Here is a 19,186-nt window from a genome sequence, read left to right on the forward strand (position 1 = left end):
GCATTATTAACAATCATCTTTTTTCCTTATTTTTCCCAATATCAGAAAAACGTTTTTATCCTCTTAGAATTATAGTTAAAGGATTTTGTTTACAGTAAAAAAACACTGTCCCTCATCAGAAGTACAGTGTCATCATATATGATTATTCCAGTGTATTCAATTTTCGTAAAATATGCCTACCAGTCAGACAGTATCCAGTCTTCCGGTGCATCCATTACTGTCGATTTTCGAATAACCAGACGACTTTCCATTTTGATCCCTACAGGTTTCCTCCCATTTTCGAGCTCAACATTCTCGATTTGTTCCAGCAACAACTCCGCTGCCTTTTTGCCGGCATGATATTTTCGGATATGAATTGTAGATATCGCGGGTTCAACTACACTTGATATGAAAACGTCATCATATCCTATGACCTTTATTTCCTCTGGTACCTTTTTCCCATACTCTTTCAAAAGCTTCAATGCCCCGACAGCCATCTGATCATTAGCACAGAACACCCCATCCAAATCCGGAACATTATCCAGCAGCTGTTTCATAGCCTTATAGCCGCTGCGGTGAGAGTAATCTCCCTGTATAATCATTTCTTCAATATTGTCATCCAACCCTTTTTCTTTTAAAACATCGCGGTAACCGTCCACACGTTCTAATGCTATCTCTAAGTTAGCAGGTCCTTTAATATGGCCAATTTTTCTGCATCCGCAATCTATCAAATGGAGAACTGCTCTGCGGGCATTTTCGTAACTGCTAAAGTAAACCGAGTCTATCCCAAATTCACTTAAATTTCGCTCCACGCTCACGAGCGGAATCCTCTTTGATTCCTGAGCCATATTGAGCAACATACTACAATATCTTTTTCTCATCTCCGTGGGCACGAGTGTTACAAAAATAACACCGTCCACACGGCTTGAAAGTAAGTTTTTAAAAGCTTTCTTTTCCCGGTCCAGAGCCTGAGTATCCCCGTATTCCCCAGCCACATCACATACCAGCATCTGATATCCGGCGGCTTCCAAGACAGAAGACACCCCTTTAATGATGTAAGGATAAAACACACCGCACATGTCTTCAGTGATAATTCCTATAATGCCTGATTTATTGCTCTTCATACTGCGTGCAATTGGATCCACCTCATACCCCAGCTCTTCAATTGCTGCCTCTACTCTTCTCACAAGTCCGGGACTTACATATTTCGTCTTATTCAGTACATGGGATACAGTTGATATCGAAACCCCCGCATGCCTTGCCACATCTTTAATATTGCTCATTCATTCCACCTGTTATCATTTACTGTTTGTCTAAGATCGACCTCATTTTACTATTAGACTCCATCAAATCATTTTCCCAGTTCTCATCCCCCAAATACCAGAATTCGGTCACATATTTGCGGATTCCCATTTTCCATGCCTTGTTTATGATTGTATCAAACTGCACATGCCCCTGTCCATACATCATATTTCTGAAAATCCCAGGATTTGTCTCTTTTAAATGCATCGCAACCATATGACCTCTGCCTATTTCAATATCATCCAACACATCTTTTCCGGATTCCACTGCTGCATTTGTAATATTTCCACAATCGGGATATACATTCAAATATGGTGACTCATTTTCTTTTACATAAGTCATTGCTTTCTCTACTGTATTCATAAATTTTGTTTCCATAGTTTCGAATCCCATCACAATTCCCAGACTGGAGGCCATATGTACTGCTCTGTTAAGATTCCTGCGGAACCGTTCTCTTGTCTCTTTGCTTCCTTTTTCGTAATACACATCATATCCCGCAAGCTGGATAATACGGATTCCCAGATCATCTGCAAACTGCAGAGCTTTTTCCATAATCTCCATTCCGCGGCCAATTTTCTGTTCATCATTACTACCCAAAGGATATTTTCTATGTCCGCTTAAACACATTGTACGAATTGGAATTCCAGTTTCATACATCATTTTTATTAACTCCAGGCGTTCTTCTTTTGACCAGTCAAGTCGTGCCAGCTTTTCATCTGTCTCGTCAATGCTGATTTCAATAAAATCATATCCTGCCTTTTTAGCCGCCTCCATTTTTTCTTTCCAGGTCAATGAAGAGGGCATTGCTTTTTCATAAAGACCTATCGTATATCTTTTCACAAATTTTTTCTCCCTTCAGGGTATGTAACAGTTCACCTGTTTTTACTAAGCAAACCCTAATTTTTAAAATATTTCCACACAGAGCTCAGGCTGTCTATTACTGCTCTATAGCGTTTATACTTTTCTTCATAAATTCCTGCATATTCTTTTCTAGGATAGACAGTCCTGCTGATTTTTACAGTTCTTTCAACTGCGGCTTTATAATCAGAATAAATTCCTGCACTAATTCCCGCCGCCATCGCTGCCCCTTGCGCACCTAATTCCTTATCCTCAATCACATCCACAGGAATCTGAAGCACATCCGCGAAAATCTGTACCCAGACAGCTGAATTCACCGCACCGCCGGAAAGCCGGATTGATTTCGGCTTTTCACGGTTCACAAGCAGTTTTTTTACATGGGTATAGTGTGAAAATACAATTCCTTCATACACCGCACGCAGCATATGATGTTTATTGTGATAGGCTGTCAAACCAACAAATGACCCCTTGGCCAGTGCATCTTCATTGGAGCCGTTTAGAAAAGGCAGAAAAATAATATTATTATCCTGAGGTTCAATTTCCTCCACCCATTTATTTGTAATATCATAGATTAATCCGCCCTTTTCTTTCTCTTTTGCCTTTTCATAGGACATTAGATTACGGATGAACCATTCCATGTTTCCTGCAGAGGTAGGACTGCTTTCTTCTACAAGATAGTACCCCGGAATGCAAAACATAGAATTCAGTGCAACTGTGCCATTCGTAACCGGAGTCCGCCTAATAAACTCATTAATGCTCCACGTTCCTGCAACCATACACATCTGCTCTTCATCCGACAGCCCCGAGGCAATTCCACAGGCATTTACATCGAACATTCCTGCTGCAACAGGAATACCTTCCGGCAGCTTCGTTTCTTCGGCAGCCTCTCTCGTGACATAGCCACATATGTCAGAAGAATTTCTCAAAGGAGGTAGTTTCTCATAAATGTCTTCCAGTCCAAAGTATCCAAGTAATTCCTTGTCATAAGTGTGTGTTGTCAAATTGACAAGATTTGCACCTGAAAAGTCTGTATATTCAGCATACGCTTCTCCTGTCATCATATAGCGGATGTAATCCTTGACAGCAAAAATATACTTTGTATTCTCCAATACTTCCGGTTCATTATCTTTAAACCATGCCAGGATACTCACCGGCTGACATGCAAGAATATCCTGAAAAGATTTCTGGTATACTTTTTCCTTCGTCCCGTCCTTTTCCCATCTCTCTACATACTCCCATGCGCGTGCATCCGTGGAAATAATCCCGTGATAAGAAGGTTTTTTGTCTTTTCCGACCATATATAAACCTTTTCCATGTCCGGAGAAAGATACTCCTGCAATATCTGCCGGATTTATCTCACTTTTTTCAATTGATTTTCTGACTGCTTCTGCATTTACTTTCCACAACTCATCCATATCGCGTTCCGTATAACCCGACTTAGGAGTAATGGTCACAGTTGGTACACTGGCAACAGAAATCTGCCTGCCCTCCTCATCAAAAATTGCAGCCTTAGAAAAAGTACCGCCATTATCGATTCCAACCAAATAATTCATTCTCTCTGCCTCCTCACTGAGGAAAAACGTTTTCCCCTATATATTTTAATGTACCACACACTTAGGTAAAAGTAAAGAGGAAGGAAATTCGTCTTGCTGAATTCCCCTCCTCTTTTACTATTTATTCACGCCGACATAAATCTATGTCTAAATTGCTTCTGAGTTCTGCTTAAACAGTGCTTTACAGAAGGTCAACCCACTCACTCATGTTGTTCTTGTCAAAGATAAATGGCGTACCGGCAAGAACCGCTGTTCCCTCTCCACTTTGATATGCTTCATATGTTTCAGCGCCATAATCGCGGAAGGCATCCATCTTGAAAGAAGAGCCAACGCTTCCATCAAAATCTGCATTCAAGGTTGCATCTACTGCTGCCCCTGCTACTGCTCCCAAATGAATAACATCCCACAACATCATGTACGGGCACACTGACTTAAATGCATCATCATCTGCTGATGCAGGCATGAAGGACTGCATCTCAGAAGGAAGCCCCAAACCTGTAAGTCTGATATCACTGTTTGCGGATTTCAAAGCCTGTCCAGCCGCTGCAATTCCTACTGTTGTAGGCGAAATAATGCAGTCTACAGAATTTTCTGCGATGAATGCCTGCGCCTGTGTTGTAGACTCTGTAAGATCATCATTGCCATCCAAATTATTTTATAACCTAATTCGCACGCATGACAACATCGTACTATGCAACCCATTTACAAATATACTGGATTCATTTATGGAGCTTTTTGACATATTATGTGAGACAACCGAAAATGGAAATGATGCCTGGAAATATACGCATACTTCTTTGCTGGTACACACCATTTTTACTTCCATGTATGATATTGTATATAATTTGCACGAAATTAAAGAGCTGACTCCCGCTCAGGAAAGCAGCATCAACGCAGCCTTGAAATATATCTCGTCGAATTATAAAGAAGATTTAAACATTGAGAACATCTCTAATAAGGTAGGATTTTCAAAATATTATTTTTGTAAAATATTCAAGCAGCAAATGGGCACAACCATTCATCAATATGTGAACGAATATAGAATAAATAAGGCAAAGGAGCTGCTTGCTTATTCCAAGCTTTCTATCAGCTCTATTGCCAGCAAGGTGGGATTCAAAACAACACTTACATTTATACGGGCTTTTGAACGCTCTACGCACATGACCCCCAGCGAATACCGGCATTATTATTAAATTAATTCAGGCACACAAAATAAACGGAAAACCTTTCCCCACAAAAAGGTTCTCCGTTTATTTTGTGTGCATTTTTTGCACTGATATGTGTCATTCTAATATAAGCATGATATAGGATTTTCTTTTAATCCAGATGAAATACAGGCACAAGATCTATGGATACCGGACTGTTATCGGGGTTTGTCTCCATAATGTCTGCCATATAATCCCACCATTTACGATTAATTTCTGTATCAGCGCTTTTTGCCCACTTTCCTTCATCCTCCAGTTCAATGTAGCCATAGAGAATATTTGTTTCTCTGTCGAAGAATATAGAATAGTTAGAGCCTCCGTACTCATGAATCATATCTTTCATCTCCGGCCAGAGGGCATTATGCCTCTTAGCATATTCCTCCTCCATTCCCGGATAAAGCTTCATTTTAAAACTTTTTCTGATCATTTCTACCTCCATGATATCTACGGATCTCAAAGCCGTGCTTTTTCATGCAAGCATGAAACGCATGACTTTTTGACCCTGGTATCATTTTAATATACGTCTTTCCACTCGTCAATGTTAGAGGGATCGAATTTGAAAGGATCGCCTAAGATGATTTCTGTACCGCCATCATCCGCATCTACTATTTCATAGTCACCCATGTCTCCGGCAGTAAACTTGTCTCCAGCCTTTCCTGTAATTGTTCCGTCAACAAGTGCGATTGATGTGTAAGCGCTGAGGCTTCCAAGATCGCTTGGATTCCACAGGAACATATACGGGCAGGAGTGAGCATCATCGTCGCCGATGTACTCTGCCATCTCTGAAGGGAGGCCAAGTCCTGTCAGTTTTACAGAAGATTTCTCATCCTGAAGAACTTTAGCTGCTGCATTGATACCTACTGTTGTAGGAGCACAGATAACTTTCAGATCTGGGTATTTTGATAACAAAGCCTGTGTCTGATCTGTAGATTTCTGTGGCTCGTCATCACCGTAAGCAACCTCTACAAGTTCCAGTTTAGAATACTTGTCATCTTTCATAACTTCTTTCATAGCATCAATCCATGCATTCTGGTTTGTTGCCTGAGAAGTAGCAGAAAGGATTGCCCACTGGCCTTCTCCGCCTGTAATATCTAAAACAGCATCCATCAAAACTTGACCAATTTCTTTAGTACCAGCCTGATTTACAAATGTCTGACGGCTGTCAGTATTTGTTTTGGAGTCCAGACAGGATACTTTAATACCTGCATCCATAGCTTCTTCCAGTGATGCCTGCAGAGCATTTTCGTCATTTGCTGCGATTGCTATTGAATCAACTCCCTGAGAAATCAGTGACTGAATGACAGATACCTGTGCATCCGCTGTTGCAGCCTCAGGATGTTTTACGATACACTCTCCGCCTTCTGCCTCAATTACTTTCTGGAAACCTTCTGCCTCTTTCTCATTAAAAGGATTTCCTGCTGATTTTGTTACGATGGCATAAGTTTTCTTTCCGGAGTCTTTGGATGTGTCACTTGATTTTGAATCTGAGTCTGAACTTCCGGAATCTTTTCCTCCGCAGCCAACAGCCAAAGTCGCTGCCATTGCCACGCATAACAGTACGCTTAAAACTTTTTTCTTCATGCTTTCTTTTTCCTCCCTTTTTGGAATTTGTTTTATACGAAACGCCTTTTTGGCGCTTTGTATCACTTTAAGTCAAATACCCTGCAGCAAGCTGCGGGCTCGTTGCCCGCGGGAATGAATTATTTTGCCGCTGCCGTCTTTTTCTTTAATTTCACTTCCCCGCCGATGTTTGGCAGAAGTACCGCCAAAATCAGGAGCGCACCCAATATAATAAGAATCAGCTGCGGATTCATGTTAATTTGTCCAAGACCGATTCTCAGACAGATAATGATAAGACCGGAAATAATACCGCCCTGAAGCTTTCCTTTTCCGCCTGCCGTAGAAATTCCGCCAAATACCGCCATTGCGATTGCATCCATTTCAAAACCATTTCCTGTGGTAGTATTTGCTCCGTAAAGTACTGATGTAAGGAATAATGCAGCGAGCCCTGCCATGAATCCCATTGCTGTGTAAATAATCAGACGTATCCTCTGCACATGGATCCCTGAATAATAAGCAGCCCGGCTATTAGAGCCTATGGCATAGACGCTTCTTCCAAATGTAGTTTTACTCAGCACTACAGTAAAAATAACAGCAAATATTGCTACGACAAATAGAATATATGGTATTGTGCCAACCTTGCCTGCAATCATACGAAAACCTTCTGTATTGCTCAGGGAAACCGATCCGCCGCTTCCCAGCGAAATCTCCGCAATACCTCTGAAAACAATCTGGGTACCCAGAGTTACAATCATAGGGGGCAGCTCTGTAAACTTTGTAAGAATCAGTCCGTTAACAAATCCACAGATTGTACCAACCAACAATGATACAAGAACCACTACTATAAACGGCCACTCCTTATTGCTGGCCATGCATGTCATAGTAGCTGACAGACATACAATAGCGCCTACTGAAATATCAATTTCACCAAGTATCAGGATATATGCCATCGGAAACAGCAAAAACATCTCTGTCAGATATTTTGGCATTTCTCTCAAAACGCTGGAGAACTGATAACTTGAGGAGATACTTGCACAAAAAATATTGATTAGGATAAAGACTACGACCAACATACTTTCCCAGCAGAGCAAAGTCTTCTTCCATGACTTGTCGGGTACATTGACAATCGTTCTTCCTGATTTTCCTGCCATGATTACATCTCCCTTCCTTTAAGATTATTCTTGTCCATTACACGCTGTGTTATAACATTCAGAATAACTACAACTAATATGATAACACCTTTTACAGTATTCTGTGCAATAGCGTCAATTCCTACGAGGGGCAGTGCTTTTGCAATAATTGCCAGAATCAGGGAGCCCAAAAATGCCCCGACGACGCTTCCACGTCCGCCTGTCATGCTGACACCGCCAATTACACATGCGGCAATAACATCCATCTCTTTTCCGTACAGCATGTTCGGCTGTGCAGAAGAATAAACCGCAACTGCCAGGGCTCCGCATAGTCCTGCCAAAGTTCCCATTACAGTGTATACCATAAGCTCTACGTTGGAAGTATTGATACCGGAAATGGAGGCTGCCTCACGGTTACTTCCCACAGCGTATATTTTTCGTCCAGTCTTTGTCCACTTCATCACCACAAAGAAAATGATATAGCAGATAATCATAATCAATACTACGTTGTTAATCCCAAGAACCTTTCCGAGAGCAAAGTTTTTGAAATTTCCAAGGTTCTCGGCACTTGCCCACTGACTATTTCCTATCATATATGCCATACCTCTGTATATGTACATAAAGCCCATGGTGGCAATAATAGGAAGTACCTTCCCCTTTGCAATTACAAGACCGATAATCAGTCCGCATGCCGCACCGATTCCTATCGCAATCAAGAACAGTAAAAATGTATTTTCAACCTTTTGATATTTAAGCAGCATCCCGACTGTCATGCCTGAAAAGGCAAGCGTGGAAGCAACAGAAATATCAATTCCGCCAATCAGCAGTACTCCCAGCATACCAAGTGTCATAATCATAATCACTGCATTATTCTTCAACATATCTGAAATAGACTTCAAAGTCAAAAATGAAGGACTTCTAAACGAAATAACCACGCAAAGGATGATCAGGACAATCAACAGGCTTGCTTCACGGGAACCGGTAATTGTTTTCCAGATAGATTTCTTTTCTTTCATCTTTCCCATTTCCTCCTTACTTTGATTTTTCCATCGACATCTCAAGAATTCTCTCCTGAGTTGCTTCGTCACGGTTGAGTTCACCGGTTACTTTGCCGTTGCACATTGCCACAACTCTATCACTCATGCCAAGGATCTCCGGCATTTCTGAGGATATCAGGACAATCGCATAGCCCTGCTTTGCAAGGTCTCCCATGATCTGATATATCTCAGCCTTTGCTCCGACATCGACACCCTTCGTAGGTTCATCCATGATGACAACCTTCATTTTCTGTCCCAGGGCTTTGGCAACTATCACCTTCTGCTGATTACCTCCGGAAAGTGAAGATGCCGGATCAAAAATAGTGATAGCTTTTGTATCTACATCCTCCAGGAGTTTTTTTGCTACCTCCCTTTCTTTCTTTTCATCATTAAAGCCTTTTTTCGCATACTTGCCCATTGTTGGCAGTGTTACATTTCTGCCAAGTCCCCAGCTCATAATCAGTCCATCCTTCTGTCTGTCTTCCGGCAAAAGAATGATTCCATGCTTCATGGCATCTGACGGGTTTTTAATATGCAGTGCTTTTCCTTCCAGAAACACCTTGCCTTCATCTGGTTTCGTAATTCCACAAATACTCTCGACCACTTCAGTACGTCCTGCACCAACCAGACCGGTAAGCCCTACAATCTCTCCTGCCCGGACACTGAAAGAAATATCCTTAAAATATCCGACTCTAGAAAGTCCCTCAACTCTCAACACCTCCGGCCCAAGCTGAACCTCCGGCTTCGGAAATAAATCGCTGATCTCGCGGCCTACCATAGCCTTAATCAAGTCTGTATTCGTAATTTCATTCACATCATAAGTCCCTATATACTTTGAATCACGCAATACAGTAACTCTGCTTGCCAAACGGTACATATCCTCAAAACGATGAGAAATAAATATAACAGAAACACCGTTTTCCCTGAGTTTATCAACAATCCTGTACAATTTTTCAGATTCACTGTTTGTCAGTGATGCTGTGGGCTCATCCAGAATAATAATCTGAGCATTTGTAGAAAGTGCTTTTGCAATTTCAACCATCTGCTGCTGTGCAACACTTAAGGTCCCCATCTCATCCGTAGACTTAAAGTCTGCATCCAGCTGAGACAGTAATTTCGCAGCTTCTTCATTCATTTTCTTCCACTGAATCATACCGCTTTTTATAATCTCATGTCCCATAAAAATATTCTCTGCCACTGTTAGATCCGGGTACGATGTAGGATGCTGATAAACAGCGGCAATCCCTGCTGCCTGTGCGTCCCTGGGACCTTTAAAGGTTACTTTGTTTCCATCCAGAAACATCTCGCCTTCCTCTGCTTTATGTACGCCGGTTATTACTTTTATAAAAGTGGATTTCCCCGCTCCGTTCTCACCCATCAGTGCATGGACCTCACCTTTCTTGAGCTGGAAATGCACATTGTCCAATGCTTTTACACCAGGAAATATCTTCGTAATACCTTTTAATTCCAAAACATATTCAGACACCGTGTTTTCCTCCTTACTTTCCTTTCTTTAATAAGTGTAACAATTATGAAATTTTTATGAAACAGCAAAATATTTTGATTCTGGGTAAATTATTTTTGTGTTGATTTTTATGTGAATTTTGTTAGAATATAAGTAACTATCAAGGAGGGCAGAAATGTTCACAAATGACCCTCAGCGAGCTCGTTCGCTGAGGGGTATTTGTGGATATTTCTATTCGGCGCTTAGCCGAAGCGAGATGAAGCAGCGCAGAATCGAGCTTGGCCTCCTGAATAGTTACGAATAAAGATAACTAAAAGGCTGCATAGAAGGAGAATTTTGTATTATGAAATTATTAATTGCGGATGATGAGGAATTGACACGGGAAGGTCTTATTGCCTCTCTGGACTGGGAATCTCTGGGCATTACACAGATTTTCCAGGCTGATGACGGAATACATGCTCTTGACATCGCCCACTCACAAAAACCCGACATCATACTATGCGATGTCCGTATGCCGCGTATGGATGGAATTCAGATGGTAGAGCGGCTGGAAGAATTTCTGCCCGATACCAGTGTGATATTTATGAGCGGTTATTCAGACAAGGAATATTTAAAAGCAGCTATTAAGCTAAAAGCTATAAATTATGTGGAAAAACCGTTGGATCCACAGGAAATCAAAGAAGCAGTTCTGGAGGCAAAAGAAAGACATCAGCAGAAAATACGTACACGGCTGAGTGAAAATCTTTACTCTATGGAAAAGACCTCTCATCTGGCCCTCCTTTTCACTAAGCCTTATAAGGAAAATGTTGAGAAAGTTACACAACTGGCTGACGAGCTTTCCCTCGGCCTAACATCTGGAAGCAGCTTCACAACATATATTGTAAAGCTGAGGACAAATGAACCTGACAATTCTCTACTCAATAATCTCCGCAATGATTTTTCTGATTTTCTCACACATTATCACCTTCAGGTATTTTACATTCAGCTTCACGCAATCTACCATGTGTTTCACATTATGGGAAGCTGCGCTCCATCTTCGACTGCTCTTAGCGCCATTGAGCAATATTTGGAAAAACAGTTTCATACCTTCGGGGATTTTTTTGTCGGCCGAGGTGAAACAGTGACAGGTGTCGGAAAAGTTTATCACTCTTATACAACTGCTGTAGTGACATTGCAGAGCAGCTTCTTTTTTGAACCTGGAGCCATTCTTTATGCGGCTGATATAAAGACTCCCCCTGCAGGCACCGATGTCAGGGAAGCTGCAGATGATGCCGCCCCTGCCTTCACAGATGCGCTGCTTGCGGGAGACCGGGGTTCCTGCACAGCCATACTGCAGAATCTATACTCCACTTATTTCCAAAATTGTACACTGTTTCCCAATCAGATAAAAGATCTTTATTATAAACTTTTCATGAGTATCAGTGATAGCCGTGTAAAGTTAAAGCTAAACTGGGAGCCCGGAGAAAACAACACGCAAGAGAGTATTATGGAACACCTGGAAAGCTGCTTTACCTATCAGGAGCTTCATCAGATGCTTGTCTCCAGGACAGAGCAGTTCTTCCAGAGTATTGATTCCTACGTACCGGAAGATACCACCATATTTTTGATTAAAGATTATATCAGCAAGAACTATGCAAAGGATACTCTATCTATTAAAGAAATCAGCGATCATGTATTTCTTTCCGCATCCTACATGTGCACATATTTTAAAAATCAAACCGGAAGTACTCTGAATCAATATCTGACAGAATACCGAATGGAAAAAGCCATGCAGCTGCTTTCGGACGGCCGCTATCAGATTGCAGACATTTCATCAAAGGTAGGCTACAGCAATGGAAACTATTTCAGTAAGAGTTTCAAAAAGTTTACGGGATTATCTCCGTCAAAATACAGGGAGAAAATATTAAAATGAAAACTACATTCCAATCCATAGACCGGTTCTACAAAAGCCTGAAGCTTCAGACCAAACTTACTATTACCCATCTCGTAATTGCGACAATTCCCATGATTGTTCTGGCAGCCTTCTTCTCTACAAAGCTTTATGACATGATCGTTGCAGATAGTATCCGCACAGAGCAAGGTGCATCTGCACAGACTGTCCCATTAATTGAAGACACCATTTCCCAGATTTTGAATGTCCAAACCCAAATTACCGGTCAGGATTTCTATAAGCTGACTCTCAGTGCGGACAGAACGGAACCCTTAAGTTTTCTGGCCGCTTCCCGGAGTGCAGATGATTTTCAGAAAAAAGTAGAGCGCGTCACAGATGGGAGCCTGGTGACAGATGTAAAGATATACATGGATGTTCCGCAAGATGACCCTGCTTTTTCTGAGTATCCTGTCTCTGATACACTTCTGCCCATAAAGCAGGCATACGGAACTTACTGGTACGGAATTTTTAAAGGCGATCCCACTTTAACCAAAATGTTCTGTCCCCCATTTTATCTTAGTTCCTATGAAATTAAGCATAATGGTGATATGGCATATCTCACAAAATCCAGCATGCTGTACAATGGTGAACACGTTCCTTGTTTTCTTGCAATTTACTTTTCCCAGGAGCATTTTAATGCTCTTTTAAAAGATAATATGGCATCCGGGAGCAGCGTGGCTTATATGGTTAATGCCCGGGACAACCTTGTTGCTACCACAGATTCTGCCCTGTCCGGTACTTATCATTTTAGTTATGATGAAATCCAGGAATATTTCAGGTCCTCCAATAACTTCATATTAAAAAATGTACTGGGAGAAGATGTATATGCTGGTTTTTATAATATTAAGAACACAGACTGGTATATGGTTGTTGCTATGCCATCCCAGCCTATTATTAACAAAAGTATAGAAATCACAATTGCCTTTATTTTTGTATACATTGCATGTATTGTCGTCGCCTTTTTGATTGCCACATTGTTGTCCAGTTCCATCACCAAGCAATTGTCGGCAGTCATTAATCAGATGGCAAAGGCCAGAACCGGTCCACCCGTAGCACTTCCGGCACCAGATACACAGGATGAAATCGGAGATTTGATCTCTACTTACAATTATATGACCCGGGTCATCAATCAGCTGATGGAAGAGCAGGCAAAATCTGCGGAGGATCTGCGTATAGCTGAGTTTAATTCATTGCAGTCTCAGATTAACCCTCACTTTTTGTATAATACAATGGATATGATTAACTGGCTGTCCCAGCAGGGGCGGTCTCAAGAAGTAACTTCCGCCATCCAGAAACTGTCGCGCTTTTATAAGCTCACTTTGAGCAGGAAAAAGAGTCTGAGCACCATCGCCAATGAAATAGAACATGTGTCAATTTATGTACAGCTGCAGAATATGCGTTTCCATGACAAAATAGATTTCTTAATCGATGTCCCCGATTACTTGATGGAACATGCCATTCCGAAGCTGACTTTCCAGCCGGTGATTGAAAACTGTATTCTTCACGGCATTCTGGAAAAGGAATCCAAGCAAGGAACAATTGTCCTCACCGGATGGCTGGAGGAGAATACAGTTGTCATATTAATTTCTGACGACGGAATAGGGATGTCCAGAGAGAAAATAGAAGATATGCTAAATGGTCGGGGTACATCCTCCGTTTCCGGCTCCAATATTGGAATTTACAATACACACCGGAGGCTTCAGCTCATGTACGGCCTACAATACGGGCTTACGTACAACAGTGTACCCGGCAGAGGCACAGAGGTAGAAATCCGTCTTCCTGCCTCCACCCCCTCCAAATATACCGACAAGACTGCAAAGGAGAATGATGCGGAGAATTCACTGAGAGAAAGCCACCTGGTCCAGGCACTGAATCTCTTGTCCCGCCCTGAAATTAACCTTTATGAAATTGCAGAGGAATGTGGTTATAAGGATCTGCAGCAGTTCTTCACAGAGTTTAAAGAGCACTTTGGCTACTCTCCCGAAGAATACAGGCGCCATGTACTTTAGAAAGCAGAGGTCATCACAGCATTATCGCCTGGTGTCCTCTTCCTTTTGCAAATTGTTTTCCCACCGGCTTACCCCAACGTAACCGACTGTACCTCCAATAAATCTGCCACTTTTTCATATAATGATCCCTGATGCCCGATACTCATGGCAAAGTGGTGTGTCGGTGATTCTGCAAACCACTCATCCATATAGAAATCCGGATCCTTCTTAAATCTGACCGGCGTCTGTGTATTACCGATTGTCATAATCTCTCCGTCTGTAGATTCAGCCTCCGATATAATAAACTTCAGCCTTCCGTCTATGGTCTGTGTACATCCCAGATTGGTAATCGCCCCCGTACGCACTTTTGCCTCAACAGACACACCTGTCCCCTGCTTGCCGTGATACAGACCCATTCCTCGTAAAATCGGCTTTCCTTTTGCAATCTCAAGATGGAACGGCCCGTCATGACCGAGGAGGATTGTATTGTCATCATAATCCACTGTTACAATCTCACAGAAGCTTCCGCCTAATCCCAGAATATCACATATTTTCATCGCCAAACAGGTTTTCAAATCCCCCTCCCCGGCACAGGGAATCCCTTTTGCCGTCAGAAGAGAATGTCCCACAATGAAGCCGCCTTGTATATCTTCATAATAGTTTCCCGGGGCTCCGTGGTAATAGTATGTCAATGCATCCAGATCAAATTCCTTTACCAGTTTTTCCTGTGCCACCGCAACCTTGGCTGACCACTCCAGCTGCGCGTCAGCAGGCTTCTGTGCAAGGGGATCTGCCGCTGCATCCTCGCTGATGATAAAGAATTCCTTAATTTCTTTCCTCTTCTCTGTAATTTCCTGTCCTGTTACGCTCTGCAGATGCCTGTCTAAATCGCACATTTCCAGAATCTGCAGATGAGCACCTGTCTGAGCCTGGAACATAGTAAAATCACTGTACATATCTAGCATACCGCTGTATGTGTTTCCTAGGAATCCAAATCTTGCACCCTGCAGATTACACTTTACTTTTGCAGCAAGTATCCACTCCTCTATCTTTTTCCATGCACGTCTGGCTTCCGGACGCTCCGCGGTTATCTCATCTGTCATGGAGATTTCAGGTGTGTGGTTAAGCCCCAAAAGTCCATTCACCACACGGAATTTTATTCCTGCACGGTTGAACGCATTCGACAGCTCCGGTACCGGGCAGGCACCACAGTGTGCAAGCCATTCCCCTGTAGTTGTCTTCTGATAATTTATCCTCGCTGTGGGCTGAAGATTCAATACAACAGAAGGAGCACTGCAAATCTGGTGAATCGGCAAAATGGATGCGCTTGTCACATAAGTGGCAGAATGTGCCAGAATTAAATCTGCATGGATTTCATTAAAATATTCACCTGCCTTTTTACCTTCCTGTTCACAATCAACCAACCCGTAATAATATACTTCTGCACCAAATGCTTCCACTCTTCCGGCTATAAATTCGCCGTATTCTATCAGTCTTTCTTTGAGTCCTGGAAACTGCGCCCAGTACGTTTTCAGCCCCATAGAATAAATTCCGATCCTGGGTTTCTTTAAATCTTTTCTCTCATACACAACTATAACCTCCGTATACACCTACTAAATTTTTATAACGGTTCCTATATGTTTACAGACACATTATAATGATGTTGGGGTCAAAAGGTCATGCTTTTTCATGCAAGCATGAAACGCATGACCTTTTGACCCTGGTATCATTATAATCTTGTAATATAAGAATTGCATCCAAGCAAATTGCTTAAAAATAGCAGAATATTGTGGTGGTATTATGAATGAGCAGCAAAAACTATATGAGGTTTATTTAACTTCAATAAATGATAACATATATCCTCACCTCCAGCGTATTACTGTAGTGTACCAACTGTTTTGCCATTCATCCTCATTTACTATCGCCTCAAACACAGGCTCAAGGAAAGTTTGAATTTCATCAATCACAACAGTAAACTCAAGCGTATCATCTTTAATATTCTTCAAGAAATATTTCCACCGCTTCTGCATATCTTCATCTTCGGCAAGTGCAACAATCCGTTTGAAACTATCTCTGTCATAAGGCGTGCCACGCCGCTGTAAGGTTTCAAAAATTGCCGTCTGCAATTTTGTTCCGTCAAAATCGAAAGTCCTTGCCAGATAATAGATGTCGTAAAAATCCTTCATTCTACCTGTCAATTCAAACCGTTGCAGTATTGCGTCAAATTTCTCTGCGATAGTGCTTTCAAGTGAGTAGGTATTGATAATTGGTGCTTCAAAGTCGGGAAGCTGTGTGTTAATTAGCCGTTCCTCCGCACAAGGCACGATAACATCGCCCACACCCATATCCACATTAAAAGGTACACGGACATTTTTTATCTGAGCGATAATCTGTACACTGATACCGTGATATTTTCTCTGCAGTGAGATTTCCTCAAAACCTTTCGCAGTCATAGAAATGTAATCATTACCCGTAGGCGTATTGATAATCTTTCCTATAAGCACCTTTACATCTTCAATCGAATTGGAAGCTGCCCGAAGAAGAAAGTCCACATCAATCGTAGCTCGGCTTTCAAAATTGGTAAGGGTGTAAATAAACAGCCCGCCTTTGAGAATGAGATTATCTTCATATCCAGATTTTGAAAGCTTACGCAGAAATTCCTCCTGCACAAAAAGCTGTAAGCACTGCTGATAACTGATGCCAGACGCCTTTGCTTTGTTTCTGAGCTTCGCAAGAACAGAAGCCGCCTTATCTGCCATTACAGCCACACTCCAATCAATTCTTTAACTCTCTTTTGCACCCGTAGCACTTTTGCATACTTCATTAGGTTAGGGATGTTTTTCTTCGGATCTTTTACATACCCCTGTATTGCTTTATTAAAAATTTCTTTATCCATTTTATTCATATTTCGCAGCACATCACAAATGGTACGGTCACGGTCATAAATACGGACATCAATAGAATCAATTTTTCCACTGGTTTCTCCTAGTGTAACCAATGCAGGCTCAACACGGTACGCCTTAATAAATGGATAATCAATTTTAGTACGCAATTTTGAAACATTTTTATCAATTGCAAAATTCCACTCGGCAGGATTTCGGTCGCTGTATCTGTAGTAGAAAAGAGCTGTTTCCATACAAAGGACTGCATCGGGGAACAGACGATTGATAATTACAATTTCGCTTTCTCCAAAGTCCTCAATCCAATGATAGTAGCCTCGCTTTACTCTTTCAATCAAACCTTCATCCATAAGCAGTTTTATATCTGCGTAATATAGCTTTGAAGCTGTCAGTTCAGCGGTAGTCATAATATAATTGTGCCGGCTAAACAGCTTTCTCAACATCTCAATGTCTTTTTTTCGAAGCATTCTTTCACCTCTATTTAACTGATCTGATTTTTTATCATCAATAGGGTACTTTACTATATTATATCCATTTTTTTACTCAAAGTCAATAATAGTAAACTGAACGCTTTTGAATTGTTGAAGTGGGTAGTTAAATAGAAGACGCTGAATATGTTTGACCACAAAAAGCAAATTAAATATATACAATGATTTAGCGATACAGTCTGGAAATATTGAACGAATTAGGGGGATTTAATTATGTGTACGAGATTTGTTCATAACCGAAATGATACCATCGTAGGATTTAATTTTGATATAGACCTTGCAATTTGGACACATACCGTTATCAGAGAAGAAGATAGGTTTTACATCGGTATCAAAATGTCCGATGGCAATTATCACTCCTTTCATGGGATAAATAAGAGCGGAAATGTTGGTACGCTGCTTTATGTGAATGGTAACCCGAAATAACCAAACCTTATATCGTATCTGGTGATGACAGATTTGAAAGGGCTGACGAACAGCTTAAAAAATGTGGAGATAACTTTTCTGTTGTTGAAGCATTCCGCATAATTAAAAATGATGATGCATACAAAGTCTCCGGTAAATCATTATAAAGATATATACGCGGAAAAGGATATCCCAAAAGGTCTCCGGCCTTTGGAGAGAGATATATGGAGTACCCCACATCCATCGGCAGATTATCTTCGTCTAGCCCCCAATTTTTTTCATACCGCCCCTCCTTCTAGCCTCCTTCAGATAACAGCAATACTATGACTCCGCATATCGTTTTGTAGTCCGCAACAACATAAATATATTTGTTGATATCAATATATGTATTTATTGTTATTGTATATTTAGTACTGTCTAGTGTCAACATAATTGTCTATTTTCCTGTTAATTTTATGGATACTTGGTAAAACCTTGTCCCTTATAGAGTAAAAAAACGGATTCATGATTTATGGCACGAATCCGTTTTTATCATAAAGTTTTTATATAGCTGCGCAATATCCCCGCAGCGGCTTTTGTTTTAAATTCAGAAACAATCTCTTACTCTGGATAGATGCACATTATCCCCAGCTCTTCAAATCTCTGAAGCCATTCATAACCTGGCTTCTCGTCAGTGACAATCGTTGTAATATCTTCCAGCATCCCAACCGTTGTAAATGCAGTTTTCCCAAACTTGCTGCTGTCCACTGCCAGGATTTTTTCTTTTCCAGCCTCCAGCATAGTTTTCTTGTTATTAGCCTGGAGTTCATCTGAATCTGTAATACCTGCCGCAAGATCAAGCCCTTTACAGGAAATAATCGTCTTGTCTACATGATAAGTCCGAAGCATTCGATCTGTCTGTGCCCCCACAAGAGCAAAAGAGCCCTCTCTGGATATACCGCCGGTTGACAAAACACGCCAGTCCGGTACATCAAACAGCTCAATAATAATTTCCACCGAACTTGTAATCACCGTCAGGTTTTTCTTATCTTTTAGTGCTTTTGCAGTATATACCGCTGTTGAACTAGCATCCAGCATAATGCTGTCACTATCGTTCACCTGTCTGCTTATCAGTTCTGCAATACGCTGCTTTCCGACCACATTGCGGTTCTTTCTGATATTAAATGGCAAATCTATGTTTATATTTTCATTAATTACAGCCCCGCCATAGCTTTTAATGGCATAGCCGTCATTCACAAGTTTCTCCAAATCTCTGCGGATGGTTTCCTCCGAAACATCATAAATCTGACTGAGCTCGCTCACCACCACACGCCGTTCAGCCTGAAGCTTTTCTAATATTTCATTACGTCTCTCTATTGCAAGCATATTCCTGCCTCCCCGGTTTCG

At 41.4% G+C, this 19,186-nt stretch carries 17 protein-coding genes; 4 read left to right on the forward strand and 13 right to left on the reverse strand.

The window, feature by feature from the left end; all coding sequences use genetic code 11:
- Positions 1-176: 176 nt before the first annotated feature.
- The 4 genes from EDD59_RS03375 to EDD59_RS03390 all read right to left on the reverse strand — a co-directional run bounded on the left by EDD59_RS03375 (position 177) and on the right by EDD59_RS03390 (position 4,341).
- The gene (locus EDD59_RS03375; protein WP_132378913.1) at positions 177-1,262 is read right to left on the reverse strand and encodes a LacI family DNA-binding transcriptional regulator; all 1,086 of its coding nucleotides are present in this window, start codon (positions 1,260-1,262) and stop codon (positions 177-179) included.
- 19 nt (positions 1,263-1,281) lie between these two features.
- Entirely contained in the window at positions 1,282-2,121 is an 840-nt protein-coding gene (locus EDD59_RS03380) for an L-ribulose-5-phosphate 3-epimerase (RefSeq protein WP_132378915.1), read from the reverse strand.
- A 56-nt stretch (positions 2,122-2,177) separates the two neighbouring features.
- On the reverse strand, positions 2,178-3,692 hold the full coding sequence (locus tag EDD59_RS03385) for an FGGY-family carbohydrate kinase (RefSeq protein WP_132378917.1): 1,515 nt from the start codon (positions 3,690-3,692) through the stop codon (positions 2,178-2,180).
- Between the two features lie 181 nt (positions 3,693-3,873).
- On the reverse strand, positions 3,874-4,341 hold the full coding sequence (locus tag EDD59_RS03390) for a type 1 periplasmic-binding domain-containing protein (RefSeq protein ID WP_243117337.1): 468 nt from the start codon (positions 4,339-4,341) through the stop codon (positions 3,874-3,876).
- Positions 4,342-4,516: 175 nt separating this feature from the next.
- On the opposite strand from EDD59_RS03390, the gene EDD59_RS18040 reads away from it, so the two are divergent.
- A complete protein-coding gene (locus EDD59_RS18040; protein WP_243117338.1) occupies positions 4,517-4,885 on the forward strand; it encodes a helix-turn-helix domain-containing protein in 369 nt (122 codons plus the stop codon).
- Positions 4,886-5,009: 124 nt separating this feature from the next.
- Here the strand turns inward: EDD59_RS18040 and rhaM are convergent, their stop codons facing one another.
- The 5 genes from rhaM to EDD59_RS03420 form a co-directional block, all read right to left on the reverse strand.
- Positions 5,010-5,324: an L-rhamnose mutarotase gene (rhaM, locus tag EDD59_RS03400; RefSeq protein WP_132378921.1), complete on the reverse strand. Its 315-nt coding sequence runs from the start codon at positions 5,322-5,324 to the stop codon at positions 5,010-5,012.
- Between the two features lie 86 nt (positions 5,325-5,410).
- Positions 5,411-6,478, reverse strand: a complete 1,068-nt coding sequence (locus tag EDD59_RS03405) for a rhamnose ABC transporter substrate-binding protein (RefSeq protein WP_132378923.1) — start codon at positions 6,476-6,478, stop codon at positions 5,411-5,413.
- Positions 6,479-6,597: 119 nt separating this feature from the next.
- On the reverse strand, positions 6,598-7,608 hold the full coding sequence (locus tag EDD59_RS03410) for an ABC transporter permease (RefSeq protein ID WP_132378925.1): 1,011 nt from the start codon (positions 7,606-7,608) through the stop codon (positions 6,598-6,600).
- Between the two features lie 2 nt (positions 7,609-7,610).
- Entirely contained in the window at positions 7,611-8,603 is a 993-nt protein-coding gene (locus EDD59_RS03415; protein WP_132378927.1) for an ABC transporter permease, read from the reverse strand.
- 16 nt (positions 8,604-8,619) lie between these two features.
- Positions 8,620-10,110, reverse strand: a complete 1,491-nt coding sequence (locus EDD59_RS03420) for a sugar ABC transporter ATP-binding protein (protein ID WP_132378929.1) — start codon at positions 10,108-10,110, stop codon at positions 8,620-8,622.
- 322 nt (positions 10,111-10,432) lie between these two features.
- Between EDD59_RS03420 and EDD59_RS03425 the strand changes: the two genes are divergently transcribed.
- Both EDD59_RS03425 and EDD59_RS03430 read left to right on the forward strand, forming a co-directional pair.
- Complete coding sequence (locus EDD59_RS03425; RefSeq protein WP_132378931.1) at positions 10,433-12,001, forward strand: response regulator transcription factor; 1,569 nt, start codon at positions 10,433-10,435, stop codon at positions 11,999-12,001.
- Entirely contained in the window at positions 11,998-14,028 is a 2,031-nt protein-coding gene (locus EDD59_RS03430) for a histidine kinase (RefSeq protein ID WP_132378933.1), read from the forward strand. Before EDD59_RS03425 ends, EDD59_RS03430 begins: the two co-directional genes overlap by 4 nt.
- Positions 14,029-14,096: 68 nt before the next feature.
- On the opposite strand, the gene EDD59_RS03435 is transcribed toward EDD59_RS03430, so the two are convergent.
- The 3 genes from EDD59_RS03435 to EDD59_RS03445 all read right to left on the reverse strand — a co-directional run bounded on the left by EDD59_RS03435 (position 14,097) and on the right by EDD59_RS03445 (position 17,374).
- Positions 14,097-15,596 carry an L-fucose/L-arabinose isomerase family protein gene (locus EDD59_RS03435; RefSeq protein ID WP_243117339.1) on the reverse strand — a complete coding sequence of 500 codons (1,500 nt, stop codon included), beginning with the start codon at positions 15,594-15,596 and terminating at the stop codon, positions 14,097-14,099.
- 273 nt (positions 15,597-15,869) lie between these two features.
- Positions 15,870-16,766: a nucleotidyl transferase AbiEii/AbiGii toxin family protein gene (locus tag EDD59_RS03440; RefSeq protein WP_132378935.1), complete on the reverse strand. Its 897-nt coding sequence runs from the start codon at positions 16,764-16,766 to the stop codon at positions 15,870-15,872.
- A complete protein-coding gene (locus tag EDD59_RS03445) occupies positions 16,766-17,374 on the reverse strand; it encodes a type IV toxin-antitoxin system AbiEi family antitoxin domain-containing protein (protein WP_132378937.1) in 609 nt (202 codons plus the stop codon). Before EDD59_RS03445 ends, EDD59_RS03440 begins: the two co-directional genes overlap by 1 nt.
- A gap of 234 nt (positions 17,375-17,608) precedes the next feature.
- On the opposite strand from EDD59_RS03445, the gene EDD59_RS03450 reads away from it, so the two are divergent.
- On the forward strand, positions 17,609-17,821 hold the full coding sequence (locus EDD59_RS03450; protein ID WP_330571868.1) for a hypothetical protein: 213 nt from the start codon (positions 17,609-17,611) through the stop codon (positions 17,819-17,821).
- Between the two features lie 579 nt (positions 17,822-18,400).
- Here the strand turns inward: EDD59_RS03450 and EDD59_RS03455 are convergent.
- Positions 18,401-19,165, reverse strand: a complete 765-nt coding sequence (locus EDD59_RS03455) for a DeoR/GlpR family DNA-binding transcription regulator (RefSeq protein WP_132378939.1) — start codon at positions 19,163-19,165, stop codon at positions 18,401-18,403.
- Between the last annotated feature and the right edge of the window lie 21 nt (positions 19,166-19,186).

This window comes from Muricomes intestini, assembly GCF_004346165.1.
Classification (GTDB): domain Bacteria; phylum Bacillota; class Clostridia; order Lachnospirales; family Lachnospiraceae; genus Muricomes; species Muricomes intestini.